General features: G+C 51.1%; 21 protein-coding genes and 1 tRNA gene. 11 read left to right on the forward strand and 11 right to left on the reverse strand.

Annotated elements, in window-relative coordinates; genetic code table 11:
* Nucleotides 1–15: 15 nt before the first annotated feature.
* A complete protein-coding gene (locus HOK28_03720; protein MBT6432175.1) occupies nt 16–1,236 on the forward strand; it encodes a DUF1015 domain-containing protein in 1,221 nt (406 codons plus the stop codon).
* Between the two features lie 47 nt (nt 1,237–1,283).
* Nucleotides 1,284–1,826, forward strand: a complete 543-nt coding sequence (locus HOK28_03725; GenBank protein MBT6432176.1) for a hypothetical protein — start codon at nt 1,284–1,286, stop codon at nt 1,824–1,826.
* Nucleotides 1,827–1,898: 72 nt separating this feature from the next.
* Here the strand turns inward: HOK28_03725 and lon are convergent, their stop codons facing one another.
* A complete protein-coding gene (gene lon / locus HOK28_03730; protein MBT6432177.1) occupies nt 1,899–4,349 on the reverse strand; it encodes an endopeptidase La in 2,451 nt (816 codons plus the stop codon).
* Nucleotides 4,350–4,568: 219 nt separating this feature from the next.
* On the opposite strand from lon, the gene HOK28_03735 reads away from it, so the two are divergent.
* A complete protein-coding gene (locus tag HOK28_03735; protein ID MBT6432178.1) occupies nt 4,569–5,051 on the forward strand; it encodes a hypothetical protein in 483 nt (160 codons plus the stop codon).
* Nucleotides 5,052–5,166: 115 nt separating this feature from the next.
* Here HOK28_03735 and clpX read toward each other — a convergent pair whose 3' ends face one another.
* From clpX to tig, 3 genes are all read right to left on the reverse strand, one after another.
* On the reverse strand, nt 5,167–6,426 hold the full coding sequence (gene clpX / locus HOK28_03740; GenBank protein ID MBT6432179.1) for an ATP-dependent Clp protease ATP-binding subunit ClpX: 1,260 nt from the start codon (nt 6,424–6,426) through the stop codon (nt 5,167–5,169).
* 181 nt (nt 6,427–6,607) lie between these two features.
* Entirely contained in the window at nt 6,608–7,216 is a 609-nt protein-coding gene (gene clpP, locus HOK28_03745; protein ID MBT6432180.1) for an ATP-dependent Clp endopeptidase proteolytic subunit ClpP, read from the reverse strand.
* A 164-nt stretch (nt 7,217–7,380) separates the two neighbouring features.
* Nucleotides 7,381–8,691, reverse strand: a complete 1,311-nt coding sequence (gene tig, locus HOK28_03750; GenBank protein ID MBT6432181.1) for a trigger factor — start codon at nt 8,689–8,691, stop codon at nt 7,381–7,383.
* A 161-nt stretch (nt 8,692–8,852) separates the two neighbouring features.
* On the opposite strand from tig, the gene HOK28_03755 reads away from it, so the two are divergent.
* Entirely contained in the window at nt 8,853–9,353 is a 501-nt protein-coding gene (locus HOK28_03755) for a gamma-glutamylcyclotransferase (GenBank protein ID MBT6432182.1), read from the forward strand.
* Between the two features lie 10 nt (nt 9,354–9,363).
* On the opposite strand, the gene HOK28_03760 is transcribed toward HOK28_03755, so the two are convergent.
* Nucleotides 9,364–9,461, reverse strand: a tRNA-Sec gene (locus HOK28_03760).
* Between the two features lie 330 nt (nt 9,462–9,791).
* Here HOK28_03760 and HOK28_03765 point away from each other — a divergent pair.
* The 3 genes from HOK28_03765 (at nt 9,792) to HOK28_03775 (ending at nt 13,709) form a co-directional block, all read left to right on the forward strand.
* Nucleotides 9,792–11,954: a hypothetical protein gene (locus tag HOK28_03765; GenBank protein ID MBT6432183.1), complete on the forward strand. Its 2,163-nt coding sequence runs from the start codon at nt 9,792–9,794 to the stop codon at nt 11,952–11,954.
* 2 nt (nt 11,955–11,956) lie between these two features.
* Nucleotides 11,957–13,126, forward strand: a complete 1,170-nt coding sequence (locus HOK28_03770; protein MBT6432184.1) for a response regulator — start codon at nt 11,957–11,959, stop codon at nt 13,124–13,126.
* Between the two features lie 118 nt (nt 13,127–13,244).
* The gene (locus HOK28_03775; GenBank protein MBT6432185.1) at nt 13,245–13,709 is read left to right on the forward strand and encodes a hypothetical protein; all 465 of its coding nucleotides are present in this window, start codon (nt 13,245–13,247) and stop codon (nt 13,707–13,709) included.
* On the opposite strand, the gene rsgA is transcribed toward HOK28_03775, so the two are convergent.
* Nucleotides 13,706–14,587, reverse strand: a complete 882-nt coding sequence (rsgA, locus tag HOK28_03780) for a ribosome small subunit-dependent GTPase A (protein MBT6432186.1) — start codon at nt 14,585–14,587, stop codon at nt 13,706–13,708. The genes HOK28_03775 and rsgA overlap by 4 nt on opposite strands.
* A gap of 146 nt (nt 14,588–14,733) precedes the next feature.
* Between rsgA and HOK28_03785 the strand changes: the two genes are divergently transcribed.
* Nucleotides 14,734–15,906: a DUF1343 domain-containing protein gene (locus tag HOK28_03785; protein ID MBT6432187.1), complete on the forward strand. Its 1,173-nt coding sequence runs from the start codon at nt 14,734–14,736 to the stop codon at nt 15,904–15,906.
* Between the two features lies 1 nt (nt 15,907).
* Here HOK28_03785 and HOK28_03790 read toward each other — a convergent pair whose 3' ends face one another.
* Nucleotides 15,908–16,948, reverse strand: a complete 1,041-nt coding sequence (locus HOK28_03790) for an aminoglycoside phosphotransferase family protein (GenBank protein ID MBT6432188.1) — start codon at nt 16,946–16,948, stop codon at nt 15,908–15,910.
* 68 nt (nt 16,949–17,016) lie between these two features.
* Between HOK28_03790 and HOK28_03795 the strand changes: the two genes are divergently transcribed.
* Genes HOK28_03795 through HOK28_03805 form a run of 3 tightly spaced genes read left to right on the forward strand, consistent with a single transcriptional unit; the run spans nt 17,017 to nt 21,203 of the window.
* On the forward strand, nt 17,017–19,215 hold the full coding sequence (locus tag HOK28_03795) for a TonB-dependent receptor (protein ID MBT6432189.1): 2,199 nt from the start codon (nt 17,017–17,019) through the stop codon (nt 19,213–19,215).
* Entirely contained in the window at nt 19,215–20,300 is a 1,086-nt protein-coding gene (locus tag HOK28_03800) for a hypothetical protein (protein ID MBT6432190.1), read from the forward strand. The genes HOK28_03795 and HOK28_03800 overlap by 1 nt, the downstream gene beginning before the upstream one ends.
* Nucleotides 20,301–20,351: 51 nt before the next feature.
* Nucleotides 20,352–21,203, forward strand: coding sequence for a hypothetical protein (locus HOK28_03805; GenBank protein MBT6432191.1), 852 nt, complete (start codon nt 20,352–20,354; stop codon nt 21,201–21,203).
* On the opposite strand, the gene HOK28_03810 is transcribed toward HOK28_03805, so the two are convergent.
* From HOK28_03810 to HOK28_03825, 4 genes are all read right to left on the reverse strand, one after another.
* Nucleotides 21,180–22,145, reverse strand: coding sequence for a hypothetical protein (locus HOK28_03810; protein MBT6432192.1), 966 nt, complete (start codon nt 22,143–22,145; stop codon nt 21,180–21,182). The two genes, HOK28_03805 and HOK28_03810, sit on opposite strands and share 24 nt — an antisense overlap.
* A 14-nt stretch (nt 22,146–22,159) precedes the next feature.
* Nucleotides 22,160–22,642, reverse strand: coding sequence for a cytochrome c-type biogenesis protein CcmH (locus HOK28_03815; protein ID MBT6432193.1), 483 nt, complete (start codon nt 22,640–22,642; stop codon nt 22,160–22,162).
* On the reverse strand, nt 22,639–23,166 hold the full coding sequence (locus HOK28_03820; GenBank protein ID MBT6432194.1) for a TlpA family protein disulfide reductase: 528 nt from the start codon (nt 23,164–23,166) through the stop codon (nt 22,639–22,641). The genes HOK28_03815 and HOK28_03820 overlap by 4 nt, the downstream gene beginning before the upstream one ends.
* Nucleotides 23,163–24,035, reverse strand: an 873-nt coding sequence (locus tag HOK28_03825; GenBank protein MBT6432195.1) for a heme lyase CcmF/NrfE family subunit, incomplete at its 5' end; no start/stop codon positions are given. The genes HOK28_03820 and HOK28_03825, both read right to left, overlap by 4 nt.

Raw genomic sequence — 24,035 nt, forward strand, 5'->3', positions numbered from 1 at the left:
CCAGAGGAGACCAAGATGGCTACAATTTATCCTTTTAAAGCCTTACGCCCACGGGCCGACCTTGTTGAACAAGTGGCCGCTGTACCCTACGACGTTGTAAACCGGGCAGAAGCACAAGCTCTTGCTCAAGATAACCCCCACACATTTCTCCACGTCACCAAGCCTGAAATAGATTTGGCCGATGACGTAGGTCTCTACGATGACGCTGTTTATTCCCAAGGGGCAAAAGCACTCAAAACGATGATCAACGACGGCGTTATGGTTCAAGATAAAACCGAATGCCTCTACGCTTACGCGCTTACTATGAATGGCCGTACCCAAACCGGTTTTGTTCTTTGCGCAAGCACCGACGAGTACGACGAAAATATCGTTCGCAAACATGAGTTCACGCGGCCGGACAAAGAAGACGACCGCGTCAAAAATATCGAAGCACTCGGTGCGCAATCCGGAACAGTGTTCCTGGTTCATCGCCAGTCCGGCGTGCTTGCTGCCGCCATGACAAAGGCTACCCAAACTCAGGCTGCCGTGGACTTTGTTGCAGCAGACGGTATTCGCCATCAACTTTGGACCATTGCCGACGCTGACGACATTGCTTCGGTTGTTAACGGTTTTGATGCACTCGGCCCAATCTACATCGCCGATGGACACCATCGCTCGGCCGCTGCCTCACGGGTAGCAAAAGCTCAGCGGGAAGCCGGTCAAGACAACTTAGAAAGCCAACGTTTTCTAGCAGTCAGCTTTCCCGAAGATGAAATGTTGATCATGGACTACAACCGGGTGGTGCAGGACCTTGGCGATTACAACCCCGACTCATTCCTCGCGAAAGTCTCGGAAATCTTCAACGTGAGCCCTGGACGGCTTGAAGCCAGCCAAAAACATCACTTTGAAATGTACCTTGGCGATAACTGGTACACATTGGCTGCCAAAGAAGGCACCTGGGATCCCAAAGATCCTGTGGAGCGGCTAGATGTTAGCATCCTACAAACCCAGCTGCTGAAGCCTCTTCTGGGCATCGAAGACCCTCGCCGCGACAAGCGTATCGGTTTCGTTGGCGGTATCCGGGGACCACAAGAACTCGAAAAGCGTGTAGCCGAAGGCTGCGCCGTGGCATTTAAACTCTGCGCGACTTCCATCGAAGAGCTCCTCGCAATCGCTGATGCCGGCGAGGTCATGCCTCCCAAAAGCACTTGGTTTGAGCCAAAACTTCGAGACGGCTTAGCTGTTCATCTCATCTAAACCATTAGATTTTTAGCCAAAATACCCACCAGCTGGGTAGGTCCCCTATGAATACCCCAATAAAATCTGATGCAGCAGCCCAAAGCATCGGGCTCTTCCAAACCGCCAAGCCAATCCAAGCCCTTGAAAATAAAGGGAAAAGCTCCGTTCAAGACCTTCAGCATGCCATTCAAGGTCAAGGTTTAACGGGTTCTGGCAAAGAATTCATCAGCATGATGAAGCGTCACTGCCCAGACATTAGGCTGAGCGAACTACCTATTGAAGTAGCTCAAATGATCCTCACGAGTCAGCACGAGAGCATCATGGAGATACTCGACACTTGGTCCAAAAGTATTCAAGAACAAGCAGTGCTCGATAAAGAAGCCAACCAAAGAAGCACTCTACAAAATGAAAATCTAGAGCGCAGTCAAAAGCACCGTGATGCCTTGGTAAATGCTTTAGCGGCCCGCAGCAGCGACCCGGCGCCAACGCTTGCACCTCACGTCACCCCGGCCGTTCAGGCCGTCGTCGAACACCGCGTGGCCACCCCAGAGCAAGATGCTCTTAAAGAACCTTCGAGTTTTTCTGGCGTTCAAATACGAGACCGCTGACCACTCCACTTAGCACCTGCTAAAAAAAAACCCGGCACAAAGCCGGGTTTTTAGTTTCTCTAATCTCAACGACTACTGAACAGTCGGTGTTTCCTCCGCATCGTGGTGATGCGAAAGCTGGATAACCTGCTCAAGATCAAAAGGAACAGTCGAACGCGCCTTTTCATAGAACGCATCTGGATTATCAAGACTCAAAGCGTGCTTAAGAACCTCATCCACGTGAGCTACCACATGAAAAGTCATTTCCTTCGCAATGGACTTCGGAATCTCTTCTAAATCCTTCTCGTTATCCTTCGGCACTAAAATCGTATTGATTTCAGCTCGGTGTGCAGCCAGCGCTTTTTCCTTCAGACCACCAATCGGCAATACATTACCTCGCAGTGTAATCTCTCCGGTCATTGCCACATCATGTCGCACTGGAATCCCTGTGAGGGCCGACACCAAAGCAGTACAAATTGTAATACCCGCTGAAGGTCCATCCTTAGGCATAGCGCCTTCAGGAACATGTAAGTGGATATCGATATTGGAGTAAAAGTCTGCGGGCAGCCCCCAAGCATTCGAACGGGAGCGTACGTAGCTCATCGCTGCTTGTGCCGACTCTTGCATAACGTCGCCAAGTTTACCGGTAATGGTCAACTTACCGCGTCCAGGCATAATACCCACTTCAATCTGGAGTATTTCACCGCCGACTTGAGTCCAGGCAAGACCTGTACTCGTGCCGACCAAAGGTTCTTGCTCACCTTTATTGGTTCTAAACTTCTCTACGCCCAAAAGTTTGCGCACGCGAGCTGGTGTAATCCGAATGGTTCGGTCTTTACCTTTAGACAAAACATCTCGGGCAACCTTTCGGCAAACTGAACCAATTTCCCGCTCAAGCGTTCGGACACCGGCTTCACGCGTGTAGTACTGAATGATGCTGCGTGTAGCTGCTTCACTCCATTCTATCTTCACGTCGTCAACGCCGTTTTCCTTCTTTTGTCGCGGAATCAGATAGCGAGTTGCAATCGCTAGCTTCTCAATCTCGGTATATCCGGCGATGCTAATGACTTCCATTCGATCCTTGAGAGGCAACGGAATTCCTTGCATGTTGTTTGCCGTGCAAATGAACATCACCTTCGATAAATCATAATCAAGATCCAAATAATGGTCGTTGAAAGTCGTATTTTGGTGAGGGTCTAAAACCTCTAAGAGCGCAGATGCAGGATCTCCTCGAAAGTCCATCGACATTTTATCGACTTCATCTAAAAGGAAAACTGGATTCGATGCACCTGCCCGTTTAAGACTTTGAATAATCTTACCAGGCATCGCTCCGATATATGTTCTTCGGTGACCGCGAATTTCTGCTTCATCCCGGACGCCGCCCAAACTCATGCGAACGAACTCACGACCTGTTGAACGTGCAATGGATTTCGCCAGCGAGGTCTTACCCACGCCTGGAGGTCCCACCAAGCACAGGATAGGTCCCCGCAATTCATCAACGAGTTTTTGCACCGCTAAGTATTCAAGAATTCGGTCCTTAGGCTTTTTCAAACCGTAGTGATCTTCGTCTAGAATCTTTTCAGCGTTATCAAGCTCGAGAATATCTTCGCTGTAATCCATCCACGGCAGCATCAAACACCAATCGATGTAATTACGCACCACAGTAGCTTCAGCACTCATTGGGGCCATCATTTTTAAGCGGCGAATCTCTTTGGCCACACGCTTACGAACTTCTTCTGGCAAGACCTTCTCAGCAAGCTTTTCTTCAAGCTCCGCTATTTCACTCTTCAGATCATCTCGCTCACCGAGTTCCTTTTGAATCGCCCGCATCTGCTCGTTGAGATAATATTCTTTCTCAGTGCGTTCCATTTGCTTCTTCACGCGCGAACGTATCTTGCGCTCTACCTGAAGAATCTCAGTTTCGGACTGCATGAGTTCAAGAAGCTTTTCGAGTCGTTTATGCGCAGACTCCATCTCCAACATGGCCTGCTTGTCGGGATGTTTCACCGGCAAATGTGCAACGATGGTATCCGCAAGGCGCCCTGCCTCTTCGATACCTTTGACGCTCGTCAAGACATCAGGCTGCAGCCGCTTGGACAGCCGCGCATAAGTTTCGAATGCTTCACGGGCTGTACGCACGAGTGCTCGAATCTCCGGAGTATTTTCGGAAATTGTTTCAACCGGCTCTACCTCAACAAGGAAAAACTCATCGTTTTCTACGTAGCGCTTAATTCGTGTTCGGCGTCGTCCTTCAACCAGAACCTTAACGGTACCGTCGGGGCGCTTAATATGTTGCATGATCTGACCGATGGTACCCACTTCGTAGATATCATTTGCCTTAGGATTATTGGTCCGAGCCTCTTTTTGCGCCGCGAGTAAAATCTCGCCGTTACCACGAACTGCCTCATCGACCGCACTGATCGAAGTTGATCGGCCCACATAAAGTGGAACCATCATATGCGGAAAAACCACGATGTCGCGAAGTGGCAACAAAGGCACCAAACTAGCTTTTTCAGAACTACTCATATCTTTAAAAATCCTCATTCAACGCGTTCACACGCCTTAAGCAATCTAATCACGGTGTGCCTACCGCGCAAGTAGCTGCCTACGTATTCAAAGCTACTAAAGGCTTATTTTATCAGGATACGCCAGAATGATGGCGGTATAATCAACAGGCTGCGTACATATTATACCACAGACACCGTCCTGATGGGTCCGGGAGGCGTTGTCTTTCGGGCCGCGCGGTCGTACTCTCCTAGCCTCATGAGATCTTTATTATGCATTACTTTGCTTCTTGTTGTCGGCTGCAGCGCCCAAAAAGAGGCCGATTTATCAAGTTCCAACACTCTTGGCGCAAAAGATGAGAAACCGGCCTGTTCAACGACAGGGGTTCCCGACGTTCGCGCGATTTATTCGGCGGAAGGCGAGCTGATTTGGGACGACGCTACTGGCGCTCCAACCCGCGGTATCGTTTACGACGGAATTGAAATTCACGGAGACAATCTCTGTGCTGGAACGCTTACCATGGCCGACGGTGTTCATCCTGCAACCGACATCCCCGTAAAAGTCGTGGGCGGGAAAAACCTCTTCGTCCACTTACCTTGGGACCGGCCCAGAGTGGACAACAGCATCCTTCTAAGGACTGAGACCAGCTTTACTCGAATCAACTTAAGTGTGTTGCCCTGGAACGAAGTAAAGCGGCAAATCTACGTCAATGAAGTCAAACAAAAAGTCTTTAAGAAGTAGTTCGGCGCCAATAACCACCCCCACCAGGCTCAATCACTCAGCAAAAAAAAATCCCTATGCCGGCAAGCCAAGCATAGGGATTTCTCTTATGAATTTAAGTATGAAAGCTTGAGGCTTAGCTCGCTTCTTTAACGGGCTCGCCTTGATACACTACGCGAGGTCTCTCTCCTCGGGTAACGGCTTCCTCAGAAACCACAACCTCTAGGATGTCGGGCTCGCTTGGAATGTCATACATGATGTCGAGCATCGCTGTTTCCAGAATGGCTCGAAGTCCTCGAGCACCGGTCTTGCGGTCAATCGCTTGATTCGCAATTGCCGTGAGCGCGTCTTCAGTAAAGCTAAGCTTCACTTCATCGAGTTCAAAGAGCTTCTTGTACTGCTTAATCAAAGCATTCTTAGGCTCGGTAAGAACCCGTACCAAAGCATCTTCGTCAAGCTCGGTAAGTGTTGTCACAACAGGCAGACGTCCGATGAACTCAGGGATGAGTCCAAACTTTAGAAGGTCTTGGCCTTCGACTTCAGCCAGAACTTCACCAGGAGGCTTGCGGGCTACCGAAGAAATCTCAGCGCCAAAACCCATTCCCTGACGGCCTAAGCGTCGTTCAACAATTTGCTCCATCCCACTGAATGCGCCGCCGCATACAAAAAGGATGTTGCTCGTATCAATTTGCAAAAACTCTTGCTGAGGGTGCTTACGCCCACCTTTTGGAGGCACGCTTGCTGTGGTGCCTTCAATAATTTTCAAAAGAGCTTGCTGGACACCTTCACCCGATACATCACGGGTAATGGATGGATTCTCAGACTTACGAGCGATTTTATCGATTTCATCAATGTAGACGATACCACGCTGAGCGCGCTCGATATCGCCATCGGCTGCTTGCAGTAGATTGACGATGACATTTTCAACATCCTCACCTACGTAACCTGCCTCAGTCAGGCTCGTCGCATCTGCGATGCAAAAAGGCACATCAATGATTCGAGCGAGTGTCTGGGCAAGAAGCGTTTTACCGCTACCGGTAGGTCCGAGGAGTAAAATATTACTCTTTTGGAGCTCAACGTCATCCATCGCAAAATTAGAATCAATACGCTTGTAATGATTGTGCACCGCAACAGACAAAACTTTCTTAGCCCGCTCTTGACCAATGACGTACTCGTCAAGGATTTCCTTGATTTCCGACGGTCTTGGAATCTTTGTTGCTGGGCGTGCTTCCGCTTCCTCAGCATCAAACTCCTCACGGATGATGTCGTTGCATAGTGAAATACACTCATCGCAAATATAGACCGTTGGCCCTGCAATAAGCTTCTTAACTTCTTTCTGACTCTTCCCGCAGAAAGAACAGACAAGAGAACCGGATGTTTCGCTTTTTCCTGGCAATGTAATGCTTCCTCGTTGCCGTTGAAGGATACAGCTTAAGCTGCCCCATCAATCATATCGTACATATTCAAAAGAATCTTTAGATCCAATGAGAGCAACTGGCAACTTAATCACCATCACAAATTCCGCAAAGCCCCTTAAAACAAGGCCCTGCGGCATCTATGACCCTGATATTACAGGATTATTTCTCGTCTTCACCGCGAGCGTCTTCTGCCTTAGTTATAACCTTGTCAATAAGGCCATAATCCATCGCTTGCTCTGCACTCATGAAAAAGTCTCGGTCTGAATCTCCCTCAACCACTTCAGGGTCCTTGCCTGCATGGGTTGCTAAGAGGCCATTCAAGAGCTTCTTCATCTTCAAAATTTCGCGAGCCTGAATCTCCATGTCGGAAGCCTGGCCGCGCATGCCACCCAGTGGCTGGTGAATCATCACCCGACTGTTTGGCAAAGCAAATCGCTTGCCTTTGACGCCACCCGAGAGCAACACCGCGCCCATACTGGCTGCTTGCCCCATGCAAAGTGTAGCCACATCCGGCTTCACGTATTGCATCGTATCGTAAATCGCGAGGCCAGCCGTAACTGAACCGCCCGGCGAGTTAATGTAGATGCTGATATCCTTTTCAGGGTCTTCAGACTCTAAAAATAGCATCTGAGCAATGATGAGGTTGGCAACATGGTCGTCAATCGGCGTGCCGATGAACACAATACGGTCTTTGAGAAGACGCGAGTAGATGTCGTAGCCACGCTCGCCCCGAGGGGTCTGCTCCACAACATAAGGCATCCAGTTCATAGGCGTGGTGAAAGAATCGTATCCGTCGTTCATATAGCTTTTACTCCGCGAAAGGTTATCTAGCTCAAACCATAGAATAGGCTTGGATTCAATCCGCGCAAGGCCCTCGACAGGCCCTGCACCCCAACTAATTCACGGAAATAAGAACGCGCCTACAAAAGACTTTATTCAGCAGGTGCTGCTTCAGGCTCTGGCTTAGGCTCAATCCGCGTGGCTTTTTCAAGAATCGCGTCAACCGTGCGGTCCTCAAGAAGGCGATACTTCAGGTTTTGCCGCTCTTGTGGGTTCTTAAAGTGGGCGGCAACCTGCTCAGCCTGACCGCTCGTCTCAGAAATCTGTGCAATCTCTGCGTCGATATCTTCTTCACCAACCTCAATTTCAGCAGCCTTCGTCACTTCCATCAATAAGAGTCCGCCACGTACTTGCTCTTCAGCCATCGGGCGGTTTTCTTCTTTCAGGTTGTCGATTTCTTCCTGGCCAAGCTGTGGGCGGTAACCCATCATCTGCTGCATTTGCATCGCAGCGTTTTGAATCATGCGCTCTGCCTGCTCATCTACTACCGATGGAGCAACCTCAAACGGGTTCGCAGCAACCAGTGCCTTCAGTGCAAACTGGCGCTCTTGGTCTTTCGACTGCTTTTCTTTCTGGCCCATAAGCTCAGCGTTTACTTTAGCTTTCAAAGCTTCAACGTTGTCTTCACCTACGTCCTGAGCAAAATCGTCGTCCAACGCTGGAATCTCTTTTACCTTAAGCTCATGAAGAGTGGCTTTGAATGTTGCAGTCTTACCGGCGAGAGTTTCAGCCTGGTAATCTTCTGGGAACTCCACTGGGAACTCGATGTCGGAAGGAACAGTTGCTCCCTCAACGCCTTTCTCAAATCCTGGGAGGTAGCTGCCGCCGCCTACTTCAATTTGAGCACCCTCAGCCGTACCGCCGTCAAATGCAACACCGTCAATGAATCCTTCATAGTCGAGTACAACCCAGTCACCAGTTTCAACCACTGAACGGTCTTCAACGGGAACCATTTGCGAGTGCTGCTGACGCATGGAATCAAGCCGAGCTTCGAGTTCAGCATCTTCAACCACTGTTTCAACCTTCTCAATTTCAAGGCCTTCCCACTTGGTCAGTTCGATGTCTGGCTGAATCTCTACCGTAGCAACAAATTTAAAATCTTTGCCCTTGGTCAGCGAAACAGACTCAAGCGCAGGACGTGCAACCGGTGTCACTTCAGATTGAGCCATCGCACTTGGTAAGTGCTGCTGGACCAAAGAATCCTGAACTTCTTCACTGATCTGAGATCCGTAATGTGCCTGCAATACGCTGCGAGGCGCTTTACCGGGACGAAAACCGGGAATCCGAGCACCCTTTGCCACGCGCTTAAACGCGGAATCAAATGCCTTGTCCACCAATGTCTGGGGAACTGTCACAGAGAGTTTTCTGTAAAATGTGCCTGCTTCTTCAACTTGAACGTCCATCTGTGTTCCTCTTAACCTAAATCAGTGAGCGCACCCGACGAAATCATGGTCTCGGCGCGCGGATCCGCGGGGGCTGTACCACCCCCATTGGGATTGGTCAAACACGGAAACCTCTGACAAACTGGGGAAGTGCCCGCTTTTTTACCTTGTAGGAGATCGCGATGAATCGAGAAGACACCACAGAGTGGGTCTTTGCCTATGGATCCAACCTTCATATCCCAGATCTCAGGGGCTGGTTGCGCCATTATGGCTACAGCGATCAAGGCATCATCCAAGTTATCCCCGCTCGTTTAGGCGATTACGAGCTGGTCTGGAACTACTACTCACCCGTCCGCAAAGGCGGCGCGGCCAATGTGAGACCAGCCAAAGGCTCCCACGTTCTCGGGGCTCTTCTGGAAATCACGCCCGACACATTACCCGGAATCGATAAAAAAGAGGGTCATCCCGCTCGGTATTGCCGGGGCGAAAACCGCGTCTGCGTTAATGCAATCTACGACAAAAAGTCATATGCTGCGTGGGTTTACGAGGTTAAGCCCGCTTATCAAACCCCCGAGCCCACAGCACCCACGCAAACCTACCTCGACATTATGCTCGACGGTATCCAGCAAATTGGCCTCGAGGCTTCATGGTCGAAAGAGGTGAAAAGAGGCATTCCAAAATAGGGAGAGGGTTTGGCGGAAATGCAGGGGAATCGAACCCCCCCGAGACGTTTCTCACGCCCCACATCGGTTTTGAAGACCGAGGGCTGCACCAGCATGCCAAGCACCTCCGCGGGCAATATGTCGACTTTGGGCCCAACAGGCAAGCGTGAAACTTTATCCTATTTTTCGAAGAGCTTCGCGATCACCCTGGCTGATACTGCATAAAATTTAGCAAGAGACTAAAAACCCCGGGTAATTTCCGAGCACTTAAAACTTAAAATTTGGATTCGCGGAGCTGGATCGCTCAGGCCTCGGGTCCTACTATTTAGATTCAACAAATCGAGTCGTATCCATAAAAACACGCAGCCACACGCCAAGGGGAGGGCAGGCCGTGAGTCATTTGGATGATGTCCTGCAAATCTTTCGGGGATTCTGCGGAAGCTATTGGGTTCAGCTACCATGAGTGCTGTAATCCTCTGCATCCTTGCACAAAGCTTGGTCGCCGCTCCGGTCCACCTTGATCAACCCGTCACCGATGTCTCGCCGCAGATCTCCTATATGGTTTCCGAGTATGACCAAACGCCGGAGCACGCTCTGGAGGCCTACCGCGAAGGGAAATTTCAGCCTCCAACAGGAAAGGTGCCAAACCTTGGCTTCACCGATAAAAGCGCGTGGTTCGCGGTTGATATTCTCACCTCAGCCAAGCACCCAGAGTACATCGCCAATGTCCGGTATCCGATTTTAGACTCCGTTCAGTTGTGGGTCGCCGGCTTGCAAGGGCTGGAACAGTTTCAAGAGGCCGGGGATATGCTCCCATTTAAGAACCGGGCGCTTTCGCATCGTACCATCAATTTTCTTGTGAAGCCGGCAGCCGACCAGACCACCACTCTTTTGTTTAAAGTGGACTCCACCACATCTCTAAGCCTGGGGCTCAAGCTCTACCGGCCGAGCCATTTTGGAGAGTATGCCGCCACCGAGAACCTGGTTCAGGGAATCTACTTTGGAATCATATTGGTGATGATTATCTTCAACGCCTTCTTGTTCTTTTCAATGAAAGATAAAACTTACCTTCTCTTAGTTGGCTTTCTCAGTGGGTACATTCTCTTCCAAGCAACCCTCAACGGGTACACCTACCAATACCTTTTTCAATTCAGCCCGTGGCTAAGCGAGAAATCCCTTCTTTTGGGTGGTCTGCTCTCAGCCTGCTTTATGGTTTTTTTCACAGCCTCATTTTTGGAAATCAAACCTCAGAACCCAAAAATATTAAAAGGCCTATACATTATCGGGGCAACTGACGCGGTCCTCGCCGTTCTCGCCTTCGTTTGCCCATATCGGCCCATGAGTAAGCTGCTCATTATAACCACTGTGCTGGCCATCTTAATGGCAATTATCACTGCTGTGGTTCGCTTAAGGCAAGGCTACCTCCCTGCGAGAATTTTTCTGCTCGCCTGGAGTGCCTTTATGTTGGGCGCACTCTTCTTAAGCCTGCGTACGGCGGGCATCTTGCCCACAAACTTCGTCACAGAATACAGCATCCAGATAGGCTCTGCGCTCCAAGTCATTTTATTAACGGTTGCACTTGGAGATCGTATGAACCTTGTGCAGCAAGAACGCGACGCGGCCAACGCTGCTGCTATCCAAAGCTACCGCTTACTCGGTGAGGAAGTCGGTAAGCGTGATTTACTGGAGAAGAGCAATGAATCTCTAGCCCATGAAATTAGCCTTGCCACCGAGAAGCTCGTTCACGCCGATAAACTTGCGACTCTGGGGCAGCTTGTGGCTGGTGTGGCACACGATATCGCGAACCCCACCAGTTATATCAGCACCTCCCAGGAAATCATCGGGGGTGAGGTGGGAAAAATTGAAAACATTTTCAGCCTCATATTCAAAGGCAATGACTCCCCCGAGGCACTTCAAGTCCAAAAAAAGCTGAACGATCACCTCAAGAGTATTCAGACCGGCTTAAATGATATCAAATTGGGATCTGAGCGAATCACAGAAATTCACCAAGCCATTCGCAATCAAAGCCGGGTAGATAAAGAACCCACGGCCGATGTCGAAGTTCGTGGCGTCCTAGATGAAGCCATCACAATGGTGCGAACCAAACTTCAATCCATTGACTTGGAAATTAGAGACCACGGCGTACCGGGTATTACGTGTCGGCGTTCGCAAATTGGACAAGTCTTAATGAACCTTATCAGTAATGCGGCGGATGCCGTTCAAGAACACCATGCAAAATCCGAATCAAGCGCTGCTCAAGCTTCCAAAGGGCGCATCGAGATGACTCTCCTTCCGGTGGCACAAAGAAATGTCGATGGCATTGCCATCCGCATTGAAGACAACGGTCCCGGTATCCCTGCAGAAAAGCGCCAACAAGTTCGAGAGACTTTTTTTACAACCAAACCAGCTGGCATCGGCACCGGCCTTGGACTTTCGATCTGTGAAAAAATTATTCATCTGCATCAAGGCGAATTACTCATCGATGACTCCATAGAATTTGGCGGCGCCTCAATGACAGTTTGGTTGCCGACCCATCCCGCCTCAGCCGATAGAACACTGCCCCCATCAGATGTACTCGCTGCAAATACTTCCATCAATCAACCATCAAAGCCGGTTAGGTAAAAATGAAACTCAACTTCAGCGCGGTCACAGATCTAGACGAGCCAAAAGAGATTGATAGAGAACATCTACCGAAAATTCTTATCGTCGATGATGAGGCCCCAAACCGAAATGTGCTCACGGGGCTTCTCCAGAAAAAGTACCGTATCGATACTGCAGACAGCGCCGAACAAGCTCTAAAACTCATTCACTTGTGTGACCCAACCGATAACTACTGCGCAATTGTATCCGATAACATCATGCCCGGAACAACTGGCATCCAAATGTGCGTTCAGCTCGAACAAGAGCACCATCCAGCACCCCGTATTATTGTAACCGGGTATGCCGAGCTGGGAAGCGTCATCGATGCCATCAATGAAGCGCATATTTTTCGGTACATCACCAAACCGCTGGACGTTCCCGTTTTGCTCCGTGCGGTAGAAGAAGCCGTGGGCCACTTTCAAATGCGCGAAGAAAACGGCCGACTTATGGGTATCGTTAAAGACATGCTCGAAACCCAATCTGAAATGGCGAAGGTTCTTTCCGCCAACAATTTAGATGGGGCGTTCACTCAAAAAATGACCCCCGTCACTGGAGAGCCCAGGCGACTCGAAGTGTGCGTCCTCTTCGCCGACGTTCGGGGGTTCTCCGCCTTCAGCGAACAGGTCGGAGCAAGCGAAGTGATTGCGATGTTGCGTAAACTTTTTGAACCACTTCACAACATTATTTACGAAGCTGGGGGGATTGTAGATAAACACCTCGGCGACGGCCTCATGGCTGTCTTTGGACTCAGCGGTACCTCGAGTCACCAAGCGGCCTTAAATGCCTGCAAAAAAATCGTCGACACCTATCCAAATATTCAGAAACAACTGGGTGAACAGAGTGCAGACCTTAAACTCTCTTTGGGTCTTGCCGCCGGCGAGGTTGTCGTTGGGATGCTTGGCAGCCACCGGCGAAGTGAACTTGCAATCATTGGGCGACCCGCAAACCTTTCCGCCCGGCTTCAAGAATTCACCAAAAACGCTTTAGGGAACGGTCCGCACAGAGACCTGCTGGGACAATTTCCCAAGGTTATGGCTATTTGTGACGAGAGGCTCCTTGGCCCCCGTTGCCCATTTCAACCCGTGAATTTACCCAAGAACTGTATTGTTCGAGATTTCCCGGATCTGCGTCATCTTGGGGTACTTTCCAACTAGACCCTAAGTGCCTAATAATGCTTGGCTTTTTCAATCACCATGCGGACTGAGCCCAACATGGGCATCCTTTGTGCTCTCTGACTCGCACCGAGATCGTAAATCTGCTTAAATTATAAGTATGTCTGGGTCATTACCGCCGTGTGGTATTTACAAAACGACAATCAATATCGGGAGCGTCCCTGCTGACCGGTTCGTCTACTTTCATAATCATGGTGATCCCGGTGCTGGGATCTACTTGCCTGCGCGCTGGCTCAACAACCGCGCTGAGTTTTCCAAGCAAGGTGTGCCGCTTACGGTCGACCATGAAGCAACAACTTTGATTCCTTTGCCGCCAGAAGGGCTCTACCGAGTGCGGCAAACTTTTAAATGCTCTGCCAACTCAAACATGACGTTTCAACCGGGGCAGCTGGTGCAACTGGGCTACAACCGAAGAGCAGATTCGATTCTCTTTATTCCAATTTGGGATGAGAGCGGCTTGATGATGCCAGACCGCGGCGTTTTGATGGAGCCAGAAAATATTCGCTACCTTGAGCAGCTCTTAGTCGGCCACGCCAAAAGCGACCCAACACAAATTTTTCATTAATATTCGCGTTGAGCGTCTACCCACTCCAAGAGCCGGCGATACGCTTTCAACATCGAATCGTTTAAAGCCTCGGGTGCCTCGCAGCCCTTCTGACCTTCACGGTGTTCGCAATCTCGAAACTGGCACCTCAGATCTCCCATACCTGGATAAAAATCACGAACTTGCTCGCGTGTTAGCCCCGCTGGGCTAAACGTTCGGATCCCGGGAGAGTCACAAACTTCACCGCCTTGAGGCAATGAAAAAATCTTAGAGTAGGTTGTGGTGTGTTGGCCTTGCTCCCAGTGCTCGCTGACTTCGCCAATGGCACCCACGTCTTGCTCTGGCAAAAGCGCCGCAACCAGCGATGTTTTGCCAACGCCCGAGAGCCCCATAAACGCCCAAGATCCAGCATCACTGCGCTCGCCAATAAGCTCCACCACTTCTGATAACCCTCGGCCATCTTTGGAGCAGGTCCGCAAAATAGGATAGCCAAGAGATTCCCGAAGTGAGAGGTCTGCTTCAACCTCTTCGGATGTTTCAAGATCGATCTTGTTAAGGCAAATCGCTCCTTTGAGCCCCGCAGCCGCAATCGCAACCAAATATCGGTCCATCAGATTTGCATTAAATGCTGGTCGCGAAGGGCTCATCACCACAACCACGCCTTGCAAGTTCGCGGCAAGCACTCGGTCCTTACCTTGATTGTCGCGCCGGCGAAGCTCACTGTCTCGCTCTAAAACCGTGACCAGTTTGCCTCCCGTGCCTGGGGCCTCTTCCCACATCACACGGTCACCTACGACCGCTCGTTTCCCGGCCAAATAACAAACCCTTTCACCTGCTTCATCCACCACACGGACGCGGCGCCCCACAGTTTCAACCACACGACCCGGTTTTCCGCGCACTTTGCGTGGTTTGCCCGTTCGCTTTTTTTGGGGCTTAGGTTTCGCCAGAAGAAATCTCCATCAAAGGTGTTGCTCCAGCCTTAACACGTCTGTTCTCAAAGGACCATCTCTCGCGCCTCGATCACTCTTCGTATATGGTCCAAAGCATGAAAACTGGACTCGACATACTTATGGAAAACCCCCGCAAACACCTTGGCAGTGGGCGGGTCGGTATTGTGGCCAACCCCACCACCGTGAACAAAGAGCTTCACCACGCCATCGATTTGCTAGCCGAACATCCAGATGTGGATCTGCGAATACTTTTTGGTCCCGAACACGGCGTACGCGCTGCAGCTCAAGACATGATTGGGGTGGGTGACGATAAGGACGGGCGCACGGGGCTTCCGGTCGTCAGCCTCTATGGAAAGACCTTCGCCTCGCTTTCACCAAGTGTTGAGGAGATGAAAAAGCTCGATACACTCATATTCGACATTCAAGACGTCGGCTCTCGTTACTACACCTACGCCGCCACCATGGCACTCTGCATGCAAGTGGCCGCACCACTCGGTGTGAAAATTGTTGTTTTAGACCGCCCCAACCCAATTGGAGCAAGCAAAGTAGAAGGGGGAGGGCTCACACCTGGACTCGAAAACTTCTGCGCTCTCTACCCGGTGCCCCAGCGCCACGGCATGACCGTTGGTGAACTTGCCAATCTCTACAACACGACCTTCAAAATCGGTTGCGAACTCGAAGTGGTAGCGTGCGAGGGCTGGAGGCGTCACCAATACTACGACGAAATCGACTACCCGTGGGTGATGCCTTCGCCCAATATGCCAACGCTTGAAACAGCCATTGTGTATCCCGGAATGTGCTTACTCGAGGGAACCCAGCTTTCTGAAGCCCGCGGGACCACCCGTCCTTTCGAACTCGTAGGCGCGCCCTATGTGGATGGCTACGCCCTACGAGACAAGCTTTTATCGCTCGGGCTTGAGGGCATTGGCTTTCGTCCTACGATGTTTGAGCCCACTTTCCATAAGTTCAAAGAGCAATCTTGTGGTGGTATTCAGCTACACGTCACCCACCGCGATGATTTTGATTCCTATAAAACGGGTCTCGCTGTGATTTGGGCCACCAAACAACTTTGGCCCAATGACTTCAAATGGCGTGATGGAGTCTACGAATTTCGAGACGATGAACCGGCAATTGATTTACTCACCGGCTTTGCCGAGGTTCGCGTTGCGATCGATAACGGTGAGAGCTTTGATACGGTTTTAAAACACGCACTTCAAGGTACCGAAATCTACGACTCAGGCCGCGAAGCCGCCTTGATTTACGACTGATTCAAGCGCTTTGAGCTAAAATCGATTCTAGAATCTCTCGGGCCTGTTTGCGCTGAACCCCAACAGATTGCGCGAATATCCATTGCCCTTGAGCTCGCTCTAAATTGTGCTCCGAGGCGCTTTGATACTTCTCTTTATCCCAGCCGAAATAAGACTCGTTTAAAGCATCCGCTAGGAATCGAACGGTGAGCTCTAAAGCAATGGTCTCAACTCCAGTGACGATGCTCATGATTTCATCAGACTCAAAGAGTCCTTGAACGCTCTCACAATAGCCTCGCATCGCCGACTCAAAATAAGGCAGTGAGAACGAGGCTTCGGTACTTGCCTCTCCCTGCGGATTACACCACGAGCGAAGAGCGTCTCCCATTTCGTGAGCCAAAGGCATCGGTGCCAACGTATCCAGGTCGATTAACGTGGTTGCTTCAAAAGTATCATTGAACAAGATATTACTGATCTTAAGATCTCCGTGCACAATACGCTCCGGATAACGCGTCAAATCGGGGATTTCAGCGAGCGCTTTTAATACCGGGCGAGCCATGGCCGAAACCTCTTGAATAGCTCCATGATCTGCATGCTCTTGAAGTGATTGCTCTAAGGTTCGTAGGTGAGCAGCGGTATTGTGGACACCCAAACGGCGGTGCGCAAATGAATGCTCTTTTTGATAGAGCGCCCGGTGGAACCGGCCCACCAAACGGCCGGCACTCTCACACATCCCTGGGTGTTGCGCCCGCAAATGGGTGTTGCCAGGCATCCACTCCAAAAGCCGCCACACCTCACCATCACCTGTCGTGACCCAAAGCTGCCCATCCCGTGTAGGTATCAACCGCGGCATCGGCACCGCACTGCCAACCAAACGGGTTACCGCATCGATATCCTGATGAACCTCAGCGCCAAAAATTGGGCTTAGCTTCTGTAGGATATACTTATCGTCACCGCGCTTTACCAAAAGGGTCGTATTGATATGCCCCGAGGTAATCGCCGAATACTCGCAATCATTGAGTTCAAACGCTTGCACAACATCTTGAGATAGCTTCAAAGTCATGGGAGATGTCATAATGAGGACAGCGCTCTGAGTAAAGGTACTCATAGAGCGAGACCCACGGAGCACCAATGTCGCTTGTTTGGATAATGTGCCTGGCACTTGTAGCCACACCGGATGCCTCTGGCGGCGATGAAGACGCAGAACCATTCGAAGAAGTCATTCAGGCGAAGGCTCTCGACTCTAAAAAGACAATACCTGGCGGTAAAAGCGGCTCTGTCATCACTCGCTCAGAGCTAGAGGACCGGCTCCCGCGCTCAGCTCCCGATGCGCTTCGATTCGAGCCCGGGGTATTTGTGCAGCAAACTGCGCACAGTCAGGGATCAGCTTTTATTCACGGTCTCACCGGCCAACAGACGCTTTTATTATTTGATGGGATTCGGCTCAACAACACGACTTTTCGCCAAGGCCCCAATCAGTACTTTTTTACCCTCGACGCCCAAACCATCGAGACCATCCGTATCATTCGAGGAGGCAGCTCTACCCGCTACGGGTCAGATGCCATCGGAGGGGTTATTGAGGCCTTGCCTACAGAGGCCAAATTAAGGGGCGAGCCCGGTTTTGACAGTACCGCCCATCTCTTGATTCGCGGCGCCACCGCCGACAATGAGTTCGGGGGCCGAATCTGGAATACCTTACAGATCGGGGAAAATCTCAGCACCACACTTGGGGTGGGGTGGCGCCGAGTGGGGCAGCTGAGTACCGGGGGAAGAATTCACGACGTCAAAAACGGGCTTCCGTTTCCTCCGCCAGAATGGGGCGGCTTTGGCGAAGATGGCGTCACACAACTTGGAACAGGCTTTAATGAAGCCACGGCAGACGCGCACATTATTTGGAGCCCTGCATCCGGGCACCGGCTTAAAGTCGCTGGGTATGTTTACGACCAAACCGATGCGCCGCGCACCGATCTTTGCCCGCCTCCAGGACAGCCTGAAGAGTGCTTAACTTATGAAGAGCAATTTCGAAGCCTGGTTTACGGAACTTATGAGTACAATTCCTCGGGACCGATCGAGAATCTTCGTGCCACTTTAAGTTGGCAGCGCCAGCACGAGAGAAGGCGGTTCGATCACAGCCAAATTACCGGGAGCCTCAGCGAGCCTATTAACAATGTGGGCCGAGACGACGTGGATAGCCTTGGTTTTACACTTCACATCGGTGGCCAGCCTATCGTTCTCAGCGATAACTGGTCGCTCAAACTCTCGGGTGGGGTCGACCATTACCTCGACCTCGTGAGTTCCTATGCATGGCGAGTTTACAACGACGTCAATGTCACGCGGCAACAAAGCCGTGGTCAATATGTTGATGGTGCTTGGCACCATTATGGAGGCGCATACCTCGAGCAAGCGACTCGGTTTAAGAAGACCCTCTTTTTACGAGCCGGAATGCGAGCGGGCTGGCAAAAGATTCACTCTCCGGCTGAACTTGAGTCCTCCACCCAAGCCATCGACCGGCAATCGTTTCCCCTCGCAGGTCATATCGGCGCCGAGTGGCGCATCACACCGCAGGTCCATCTCATCACCACCTTTGACCGCTCGCACCGCAGCCCCAATATTAACGACCTCACTGCACGGCAGCAGACTGGTCCCGGTTTTCAATTTGAGAACCCCGACCTCAAAGCAGAGAAGGCCAACACCTGGGAAGTTGGTACGAAGCTGCATTGGTTGCCGCTTATCGTTAATGTCTTTGGATTTTACATCGAGCTAGAAGATGCCATCGTCAAGTCGCCGCGCACCATCAACGATTGCCCTGACGCAGCCACAGGGTGTGCAACCAGCTGGAGCAGCTTACAACTGGTCAATACGCAAGGTACCTCAAGACTTTATGGAGCCGAGGCCTCAGCCCTTGCACGGTTTAACAATGGCCTTTCCATGCGGGCAGCCATTACCTACACCTATGGCGAAAGCCCAGACGCCCAAGACCCCGACACCACTGTTCCCTTGAGCCGAATTCCACCCCTCAACGGCTCGGCCGAAGTCCACTATCAATTTTTTCAAAACTGGAAAGTCGGTACCGGCATGCGCTGGGCAACCTCTCAAACCCGGCTAGCGCCCGCAGATTTTGATGACATCACTCGAATTCCACCGGGCGGAACTCCTGGGTTTGCTGTCTTCGATTTACGTTTAAGCTATCGCGCGAAGAATAAATGGCTTGCATCATTCGTCTTGGAAAATATATTCAACACGCCTTATCGGTATCATGGTTCAAGCGTTAACGGATCCGGAGTTGGAGCCATGATTCTATTCGACCTGGGATCTATATGGGGTACCTGATGCGAGTTCTTTGCGCCTTCATCGCTCTTATTCTTTTTGGATGCACCGATGAAAACCCTCAAGAAAATCTACCGGATTCTACCCCCGCATCCGTTAGCGGCGAGGCATATGAGTCTGCACTGACGCCATCCAACACTTTCGATGAATGTCTTCCGGCCGATACCGACTACCTTCCCCGAACCAATGCCTCGGCCGATGACAACTGGGAGAGCTGTATTTCCGATTCCGGAGTGTATTCCCAACTTGAGCTGAGCGTATCCTCCATCGAGCGCGTGGCCGGCGCAGATGCAATAGCCGACCTTTTATGGCGAAGAGACACCGTTCCATCACCGGACGATTTCTTGCAAGCCCGGGACATTTATACGGTTGAGCAAGGTCTGCGCACACGGGTGATGCGCCGTTTTGACCCCCATTACGATGCTCCACCCGATGGAAACCTTAGCTGCGGAGACGAATCCACTTACCTCGCATACCCCGAGTACTGTGTCGGCCCATCCACCATTGGGCCACTGATTACCAATGCTTTTATCAACGGCATTGAAGGCATTGAACCCTTACAAAACGCAGCACGCATCGAAGCGGGCTTGCTTTGGTTTCTCTACGTTTCCACAATCAAAGAAGCACACACATGTATTGATGTTACCAAAGACTGTGATTCAAGCTGGGCGTATTACAGCGGCGGAACTCAGCGCGATGGCCCATTGGGGCTCGCTGCCGTCGTGGATGCCTTAAGTTCTGAAACCCACGACCGCGTATTTGACGGTATTCTCGCCCTTCGTTGCTGGCGCGACCTTGACCAAACAACACCAGCCGAAAATTTAGAGCTCTGGCAGAGGGCTATTGACCAAATTGACCAAGCCCTCCTCCATGGGATGAGCTTAATACTTCGCCAAAAAGCGCTTCAAGTTGAGTGCTCCACCGGCGACTATGCCGACGCCCACCGAAGCTTTCTTGAATTCACCGGGCCATTATTCGGTAAACTCATGGCCGACTATCCTCAAGATCTTTCCGATGCCTGGGAAAGCCCAGACTTTAGTCCCTCTGAGGTAGATGAACTCATCCAAGTGAACTTTATCTGCCCCTAATCCCTGTTTTGTTCATGGATCCCACCCACCCTTTAGGTACATAGTACTCTCATGAGCAATGAACCTCAGTCGCCACTCTTAAGCGACGACGACATGACGCCCGGTCAGAAAACGCTGATGAAATTCGTGTTACTTAGCTTGGTTTGCTTCGGCGCCGGGCTTTTTCTCGGCTTCTTTATCGCCGACGAGCCAGAAGCAGAGCAGCTCCAACGCGAAGAGTTACTCCGGGTTCAAATCAATAAGCAGCAGCAAAAAATAGTAGAGTTGGAGCGAAGCCTTACCTACAAGCAAACTCAGGCTACCGTCCTCAAGGGCAAGCTCGACGATAAAGTCCGCCAGATTCACCTCGCACAGGGAAAACGCTATTCGGATGCGATGCGTAAAGCCAGGCACCAAAAAGCAGCCAACCTCATCGACTGGTTTATCGGCCGCTGGAACAGTGTGCTCGACGACCCCATGAACGATGACCGCTTGCACCGGCGGGCAGATCTTCTAAGCCAACTTGTGGGAGCCATGGGCGAAAATTTAAACCCTGGTGATTTCGCCAACTGGCAGTCTGAATTTTTAGCTCAACCTTGGCTTGCTGAGATTGCCTACGACCTTGATGGCGATGGTTATCCTGCGCCGCGCAAAGCAAAAAACCCTCGAGATGGTTTTACAGAAGTCTCTGTTTGTAAAATCGCCATGACCCTGAATCAAACAGCGACCAACGCGCAAATTCTCGTCATGCCGGAAATGAAATGTGACCGGCCCGATGCTCGTATGTCGTTATTTTTGTCGAGCGATACGATTGGCGCCGCGCTGAGCGAATTTGTAAAGACGCTCAAAAGCCGTGGGTTTCTCGTAGTGGACAAAACTCGCGCAGGGGTTCGTAGAATTTTACTCGGCCCCGCCCGCAGGTGATATTTTCTTCGGCATCTGCATCGCGCCGCCACTTAGCATCCGCTGAATGCGTGCTTTCTTCGGCCCATCTGGCGCCAAAGAAACAAACTTCTCAAAACTCGCTTTCATGCCGTCATTATCACCGGACTGCATACTGAGCATTCCTTTAAAGAACCAAGCATCGTAGCTCTTTGCATCACGCTCTAAAATAGCGTTGAGCTGAGTCAAGGCACCCGCCGCGTTGCCTTGGCCTGCGGTGACCATCGCTTGGTTGATCTGAGCGCCCGTATGATCTGGAGCTATTTGCAGAGCTCGTTCCGTAACCATTTTTGCTTCGTTATGCAGCTGCTGGAATAAAAGGATACGTCCGAGGCGCGCCATGGAATCAACGTCTTTAGGGTTCTCTTTAAGCTTGGTTAAAAGCTCTTGAACTTCCGTGTTGGGAGCACCGGCTTGCGGTGACCGGGCCTGGGTAGGGGCCGCTGGTTGAGCGCCCGTCATCCCTGCGCCTTCCATGCGTGGAACGGCCTGAGTAGAGACAGAAAAATACAAACCAAAACCAACAGACATCACCAAAGCGCCCCACAAAAAACCTTTAAGCTGGGGCCGGTTGTGCAAAAATCCGCCACTTTCCTGGTCTTGAGACATCGTCTTCACTTCTTTCTTTTCGTGGATGGCTTTCACTTGGGCGTCGCGCTGGCGCAAAGCCTGAGCTGCCTCTTTTTCAAGCTTCTCTTTTTGGGCTTGGTAACTCGCTGGATCGATTCTGTTCTTGTGATGCTCTAAATCGCGTAGCATCAAGACCGCGTGGCCGACCTCTTCCTCAAGATCGAGTACCGGGGTGTCGGTGTCGGTGTCGGAGTCTGAGGCTTTACGCGCGATGCGAGAGGTAACTAAAAGCGCAGACACTGAGCCTATAACCAAGGCGATAGCGCCGGGAATCATACTCGTTTCAGTAGACATCGTAAGCTTACTTCCTAAAGTTCGACTTCATTTCGAATGGCGTTAACGTATTCGTCCTGGGAGGACTCTGGCAATGGCTCAGCCGGAGGAGCATTTTTGGCGGCACCTTTACCGCGCATCAAAGCCGTCAAAAGACCCAAAAGAAGCACGAATGGAGGTAAGCCCCAGACCAGCCAATTGAAGCCGCTTGCCTTCGGCCTTAGTAAAACCCAGTCTCCATAGCGATCTGTAAAATATTTTAGAATATCTTCTTCGCTTTTGCCCTCTTTATGCATCGTTCGAACTTTTGCCATCATGGACTGGGCCATATCAGCCGGTGAATCACTGATCGGCATGCCTTGGCAAACAGGGCAACGCAGGAGGAGGCCTATCGCGTGAGCACCGTCATCGCTGCCACCAACCACTTCTCCCTGGTTTCTTACCTCAGTGCTGGGCGTCTGGCTCACCGCTGGGATGGCGTAGAGAGCAATCAGCATCACGACCATTAAGAATCTCATGGTACTTTGCCTCCGAGCATCGCCTGGACTTTATCGAGAATCAGCGGGCCCGAAACCACGCCTGCTTCTTTATGGAAGACTTTCCCATCGCTGCTGATGAAAAAGCTTTCAGGTACTCCTGAAATCCCATAATCGAGCGCCGTCAAACTTTCCGGGTCTGTCGTTTGAGGATAAAAATTACTTTTCGTTTTGAGATAGTCTCGCGCCTTCTGGGCTTCGTCCTGGTAAATTACACCAATGAATTGCACTCTATCTTTGTAATGCAACGAAGCCTGCTGCAAAAGCTCATGCTCGTATTTACAAGGCTCGCACCAAGTCGACCAAAAATTCATGACCACGGGTTTTCCACGCAGCTCATCAAGTGTGATCTCTTCGCCGGTGATGGTCGTAAGCTTGAATGACGGCGCATCTTTTCCTTGAAGCATAAACGGCACCGCATGGGGATCGTTACCGAAACTAAAAGCGAGCACCACAAACAGGGGCGCTGTCACGACAAGGCCGATGGCAATAATTTTCCAGTTCATGTTACTTCAGCTCCGCCCGGTGCAACCAGCGCTTGCCTGCGCCTTCGTGGCCAGAGCGAAATCAAAGAGCCCAACATGATGATGGGAATACTCCACCAGAGCCAGGGTACCATCGGCATCAAATAGGCTTTCACCACCACCCGGCTCCCATCTTTCTCAAATGAAAGCAGGCTTAGGTAAACATCTGTCTGGCCTTTGGTCTGAACGTCCGGCGTACCAATCGGCTCGCGCTGGCTCTTGTAATAATTAAGAGCCGGGGCAAAACTTCCAGCTGGTTCATCCCGATGAAAAGCGTCGATTTGTGCCATGACACTGAACTTTTGCGAGTAGTCTTTGGCTTCCGTCTTGTTAAAAACAAACGTGTATTCACCTAAGTTAAAACTCTCGCCTGGCTGAAGCGAAGCTTCCGTACTTATCTTGTAGGTTTTGTTGCCTGCAATGGCCGCCACAATAGCAATCACAGCAAGGTGGACCACATAACCGCCAAAGCGTCGCCGCGTTGCTGAGACGCTCATCTTCAGAGCCGTTCCAAAATTTTCCTTACGCTTCTTCATGCGTTCGAGCACCGGCCCAAACATCTCGCGTAAGGTTACAAAGCCTGCAAAGCCGCAAAGTGAAAAAGCAGCAAGCGGTGCAAAGTCACGTAACCCACTTTGAAAAGCAGCAAGAGCAACCAAGAGTCCCGCACCAAGAGGAATACCAAACGAGCGCATCACCACCTGGGCGTTCGCGCGCCCCCAAGGCAGAGCTGGGCCCACGCCCATCAAAAACACCATCAGCAAACCACACGGAATCGCCATCTGATTGAAGTAGGGCTCTCCCACGCTGACCTTCACCCCTTTGATTGCTTCGGTGATGAGCGGGAAGAC

The sequence above is a fragment of the Deltaproteobacteria bacterium genome (assembly GCA_018668695.1).
Classification (GTDB): Bacteria; Myxococcota; XYA12-FULL-58-9; order XYA12-FULL-58-9; family JABJBS01; genus JABJBS01.

What these genes read in the sequence shown, in the direction of transcription:
- HOK28_03790 (MBT6432188.1), bottom strand. Translation starts at nt 16,948, where the DNA reads ATGACTTTGAAGCTATCTCAAGATGTTGTGCAAGCGTTTGAACTCAAT.
- HOK28_03755 (MBT6432182.1), top strand. Translation starts at nt 8,853, where the DNA reads ATGAATCGAGAAGACACCACAGAGTGGGTCTTTGCCTATGGATCCAAC.
- HOK28_03810 (MBT6432192.1), bottom strand. Translation starts at nt 22,145, where the DNA reads ATGTCTACTGAAACGAGTATGATTCCCGGCGCTATCGCCTTGGTTATA.
- HOK28_03725 (MBT6432176.1), top strand. Translation starts at nt 1,284, where the DNA reads ATGAATACCCCAATAAAATCTGATGCAGCAGCCCAAAGCATCGGGCTC.
- clpP (MBT6432180.1), bottom strand. Translation starts at nt 7,216, where the DNA reads ATGAACTGGATGCCTTATGTTGTGGAGCAGACCCCTCGGGGCGAGCGT.
- HOK28_03785 (MBT6432187.1), top strand. Translation starts at nt 14,734, where the DNA reads ATGAAAACTGGACTCGACATACTTATGGAAAACCCCCGCAAACACCTT.
- HOK28_03720 (MBT6432175.1), top strand. Translation starts at nt 16, where the DNA reads ATGGCTACAATTTATCCTTTTAAAGCCTTACGCCCACGGGCCGACCTT.
- HOK28_03815 (MBT6432193.1), bottom strand. Translation starts at nt 22,642, where the DNA reads ATGAGATTCTTAATGGTCGTGATGCTGATTGCTCTCTACGCCATCCCA.
- HOK28_03800 (MBT6432190.1), top strand. Translation starts at nt 19,215, where the DNA reads ATGCGAGTTCTTTGCGCCTTCATCGCTCTTATTCTTTTTGGATGCACC.
- HOK28_03805 (MBT6432191.1), top strand. Translation starts at nt 20,352, where the DNA reads ATGAGCAATGAACCTCAGTCGCCACTCTTAAGCGACGACGACATGACG.
- HOK28_03775 (MBT6432185.1), top strand. Translation starts at nt 13,245, where the DNA reads ATGTCTGGGTCATTACCGCCGTGTGGTATTTACAAAACGACAATCAAT.
- tig (MBT6432181.1), bottom strand. Translation starts at nt 8,691, where the DNA reads ATGGACGTTCAAGTTGAAGAAGCAGGCACATTTTACAGAAAACTCTCT.
- HOK28_03770 (MBT6432184.1), top strand. Translation starts at nt 11,957, where the DNA reads ATGAAACTCAACTTCAGCGCGGTCACAGATCTAGACGAGCCAAAAGAG.
- HOK28_03735 (MBT6432178.1), top strand. Translation starts at nt 4,569, where the DNA reads ATGAGATCTTTATTATGCATTACTTTGCTTCTTGTTGTCGGCTGCAGC.
- lon (MBT6432177.1), bottom strand. Translation starts at nt 4,349, where the DNA reads ATGAGGATTTTTAAAGATATGAGTAGTTCTGAAAAAGCTAGTTTGGTG.
- HOK28_03795 (MBT6432189.1), top strand. Translation starts at nt 17,017, where the DNA reads ATGTCGCTTGTTTGGATAATGTGCCTGGCACTTGTAGCCACACCGGAT.
- HOK28_03820 (MBT6432194.1), bottom strand. Translation starts at nt 23,166, where the DNA reads ATGAACTGGAAAATTATTGCCATCGGCCTTGTCGTGACAGCGCCCCTG.
- HOK28_03765 (MBT6432183.1), top strand. Translation starts at nt 9,792, where the DNA reads ATGAGTGCTGTAATCCTCTGCATCCTTGCACAAAGCTTGGTCGCCGCT.